A 3,632-nucleotide genomic window follows, 5' to 3' on the forward strand; every position below is an offset into this window, starting at 1 on the left:
ACCGCGCCGCCAGCAGCGGCGCCCGCCGCGCAGGGCCCAGCCGCGCACCGGCGCCAGCATCAGCAGCGCGCAGGCGGTCACGGCCAGCAGCAGGTAAAGCAGGACCCCCAGCAGCATGTCTCCATGTCCCCGGTCGAATGCTCGTCGCGGACTGCTGGCAGGCGAGCTTGTAAAGTTTCTGTGAGTAAATGTCGTGCTAAAGAAATTCGAATCGCCAGAGGACGGCGCCCGATGCCCACCCATTCACGGGGAGCTCGGTGAATACGCAACCGTGGCGGCGGCACCGTCCTGCGCAGACTGCGGCGCGGCACACCGCCGATGCCCGACCCTGGAGGGAGTCCCATGGAAGCTCCGCAGTCCGCAGCAGCGCCCGTCCCGGCGCGAATGCCCAGCCTGCTCGAACCGGACCCCGGCGCCGCTGCGGCGCAGGCCATCGGGCTGCTGGCGGCGCTCGAAGGCGGTGCGCCGCTGGGTGCCGGCGCAACGGGGTCGCGGCGGCCGCGCCGGGCGGCTGCCGCCGCCGCGCTGCTGGCGGGCGCGGCCGTGCTGGCCGGGGTGGCCTGGCATGCGCTGTACGGGCCGGGCGCGCCGGACACGGCGGCCATGCCGGCTTCGGACGGCGCCGGCGCGGACCGGTGCGCGCCGCTGGGCTGCCTGGTTGAGCAGGAAACCAACCTGCATTCCCGAGCGCTTTGCAAGCCCTGCCGGCCGGCACCCCCCTGAAACCATGCTATAGTCTTGCTTCTTCGACACCTGCCCAGGTGGCGGAATTGGTAGACGCACTAGTTTCAGGTACTAGCGGGTAACTCCGTGGAGGTTCGAGTCCTCTCCTGGGCACCAAGGTTGTTGAAGAGAACGCCGGGACGACGGGCTCGTCCAAGAATCCCGGGCGGTTAGCTCAGCGGTAGAGCACTGCCTTCACACGGCAGGGGTCGCAGGTTCGAACCCTGCACCGCCCACCAAGCGAAAGCACGCCAAGCCCCGCGGACTGCGACAGTCCGCGGGGCTTTCGTCATTCTGGCCGGCAGAGCGCCGGCCCGAAGCGGGCGCCGGCGCCGGTTGCGCCGGCGCGAATTTCGTGAACGGTTGCCCGCATCGCCGCGGCGCGGTGGGCTGCGGCCAGCCGTTCGGCGGCCGGTTGTCGGAGCATGTCGCCTGGGCCACGGGCGCCGTGGCGCCGCCATGGCCCGGTCCGTTCGCGAACGCCCGACGGCGTGGCCCCGGCCGAATTCCGATCTCAACAACACCGTGAGTTCCGCAAGCAGTATCGACCGCAGTCCCGACGCCGGCCCGGACCGGCCCGGGGACGCCGCACCCGCACGCCAGGGCGGCGTGGGCGGCTTCCTGCGCCAGCTCGGCGCGTGCGCGCAGCGCCTGCTCGGCCGCGCGCCGGTACATGACGACCTGGACCTGTCGGACGTGCGCCGCGTCGTGTTCGTGTGCACCTCCAACCTGCACCGCAGCGCCTTCGCCCAGGCCGCGGCCGAGCTGGCCGGGCTGAACGCCGCGTCCTTCGGGCTGCACACCGCGACGGGCCAGCGCACCGTGCTGGCGACGGTGCGCGCTGCCGCGGCGCTGGGCGTGCCGCTGGACCAGCACCGCGCCACCCACCGTCGCGACTTCGTGCCGGCCGCGGGCGACCTGTACCTGGCCATGGAGCCGCATCACGCCGAGGAGCTGCTGGCCCTGGGCTTCGCGGCGCAGCGCGTCGCGCTGCTGGGGCAGTGGAGCCCGCGCGGGCTGCGGATCCCGGAGCTGCGCGGCCTGGAGCAGCCGCGGCTGCGCCGCTGCTTCGAGTGCATCGGCGCCGCGGTGGAGGCGCTGGCCCAGGCGCTGGATGCGGCACGCGCGGCGCCTTCCACAGTCCGGCTCCAGGTGCATTGAGCACCGTGCCGGCGCGGCGCCGCCGCGTCCTCCACACTGGCGCCCGGTTTTTCCTCCAGGAGCGTTTTCCGATGTACCGCCTTGCCCCCGCGCTGGCCCGGCTGGGCCTGGGCTTGCTGGCCGCCCTGCCGGGTGCCGCCGGCGCCGCCGACTGGCGCAGCGCCAGCCGCGAGCCGGTGGGCCTGGCGCCCGACCCGGCGCAGGTGTCCGAGGCCATGGTCCAGGTCTACGGCGCGCGCGTGGTGGGCGCCAAGGGCCTGTTCGGCGTGCACACCTGGGTGGCGGTGAAGCCCACGGCCGCGCCGGCCTGGACCGTCTACGAGGTCATCGGCTGGCGGCTGCGCTGGAGCGACAGCACGGTGGTGGTGCGCCAGGGCGACCCGGACGCGCGCTGGTTCGGCTCGGTGCCCGAGCTCTACGCCCAGCGCCGCGGCGCGGGCGTCGATGCCCTGATCGGGCGCATCGACGCCGCCGCGCGCCGCTATCCCTGGGCCGGCGAGTACCGGCTGTGGCCCGGCCCCAACTCCAACACCTTCACGGCCTGGATCAGCCGCGCCGTGCCCGAGCTGGAGCTGGACCTGCCGGCCACGGCCATCGGCAAGGACTTCACCGGCACCACGGTGCTCGGCCCCGCGCCCAGCGGGCACGGCCTGCAGCTGTCGCTGGCCGGGCTGCTGGGCCTGTCGGTGAGCCGCGTGGACGGCGTCGAGCTCAACGTGTTGGGCCTGAACTTCGGGCTCAGCCCGCTGGGCCTGAAACTGCCGCTGGTCGGTCGCATCGGCGCCTACCAACCGCCGCGCACCCTGGCCGCGACGCCGGCGCCGGAGACCGCCGACGCCCACGCGCCGGCCAACGCCCGGGCGCTTTGAAGCCGTCACCGCCTTTTCACAGTCCTGCGATGACTCCCCCGGCGCTGCCGCGGACCATGCCCGCATGCGCCTGACCCGGCCGTGCCCCGCGGCCGGCGGCCGTCGGGCGCGGCATGTTGTTGCGGGAGTCGTGAATGAAGGAATTGGATTCGAACCTGGCCGGTGCCCTGGAAGCCCTGGCCCGGGCGGTCGATGGCTGCGCCGATGTGGCAACGGCGGCGGCGTCCGACGTGCCGGCCGTGCTGCTGCAGGCGGCGCGCACGCTGGAGTCCCAGGACGAGCGCATCGCAGGCATGCGCCAGCGGCTGGCGCTGCTGAACCAGGGCTTCAGCAACGAGCGGATCATCGGCATCTACGACGCCCTGAAACCCGGCAGCGGCGGCGAGCCGCGCGAGGAGATCCTGGCGTTCGCGCGCGCGCTGTTCGCGGCGCAGGCCTCGCAGGGGCTTTGACGGACCCCTGACGCTCGCCTGACGGGCCGGCCGCGACGCCGCCGACGGCTACGCCAGCAGCCGGTCGAGCTCGCCAAGCATCTTCTGCAGGTCCAGCGGCTTGGTCCAGTAGGCGGCGAAGCCGGCGGCCTGGGCGCGCTCGATGTCCGCCGACATCGCCGCCGCCGACACCACGATCGCCGGCACCTCGCGCAGCGTTGCGTGCGCGCGCAGCCGCGACAGCAGCTCGATGCCGTTCATGTCGGGCAGGTGCATGTCCACCAGCAGCAGCCGCGGCGGCGCGCGCAGCGCCTCGGCCAGGCCGCCGGCGCCGTCGGCGGCCACGCGCAGCCGCCACTGCGGGCGCATCTGGAACAGCGTCTGCATCAGCAGCGCGTTCACCGGGTTGTCCTCGATGTAGAGCACGTCGCCGCCGGCCGCCGCCGCG

The 3,632-nt window shown here is 73.7% G+C and carries 5 protein-coding genes and 2 tRNA genes; 6 read left to right on the plus strand and 1 reads right to left on the minus strand.

The window, feature by feature from the left end; genetic code table 11:
• Nucleotides 1–342: 342 nt before the first annotated feature.
• From FJ694_RS36030 to FJ694_RS36055, 6 genes are all read left to right on the plus strand, one after another.
• Nucleotides 343–723 carry a hypothetical protein gene (locus FJ694_RS36030; protein WP_157272329.1) on the plus strand — a complete coding sequence of 127 codons (381 nt, stop codon included), beginning with the start codon at nucleotides 343–345 and terminating at the stop codon, nucleotides 721–723.
• A gap of 32 nt (nucleotides 724–755) precedes the next feature.
• Nucleotides 756–840 (plus strand) — tRNA-Leu (locus tag FJ694_RS36035).
• 47 nt (nucleotides 841–887) lie between these two features.
• Nucleotides 888–962: transfer RNA gene (locus tag FJ694_RS36040), tRNA-Val, on the plus strand.
• Nucleotides 963–1,248: 286 nt separating this feature from the next.
• On the plus strand, nucleotides 1,249–1,884 hold the full coding sequence (locus FJ694_RS36045; RefSeq protein WP_157272330.1) for an arsenate reductase/protein-tyrosine-phosphatase family protein: 636 nt from the start codon (nucleotides 1,249–1,251) through the stop codon (nucleotides 1,882–1,884).
• A gap of 71 nt (nucleotides 1,885–1,955) precedes the next feature.
• On the plus strand, nucleotides 1,956–2,753 hold the full coding sequence (locus tag FJ694_RS36050; protein WP_157272331.1) for a DUF3750 domain-containing protein: 798 nt from the start codon (nucleotides 1,956–1,958) through the stop codon (nucleotides 2,751–2,753).
• Nucleotides 2,754–2,887: 134 nt separating this feature from the next.
• Nucleotides 2,888–3,205 carry a hypothetical protein gene (locus FJ694_RS36055; protein ID WP_157272332.1) on the plus strand — a complete coding sequence of 106 codons (318 nt, stop codon included), beginning with the start codon at nucleotides 2,888–2,890 and terminating at the stop codon, nucleotides 3,203–3,205.
• Nucleotides 3,206–3,253: 48 nt separating this feature from the next.
• Here FJ694_RS36055 and FJ694_RS36060 read toward each other — a convergent pair.
• Nucleotides 3,254–3,632 (minus strand): response regulator (locus FJ694_RS36060; protein WP_157272333.1); only part of this gene is annotated, 379 nt, incomplete at its 5' end.

The organism is Azohydromonas aeria (assembly GCF_009760915.1).
In the GTDB taxonomy this organism is placed as follows: domain Bacteria; phylum Pseudomonadota; class Gammaproteobacteria; order Burkholderiales; family Burkholderiaceae_C; genus Azohydromonas; species Azohydromonas aeria.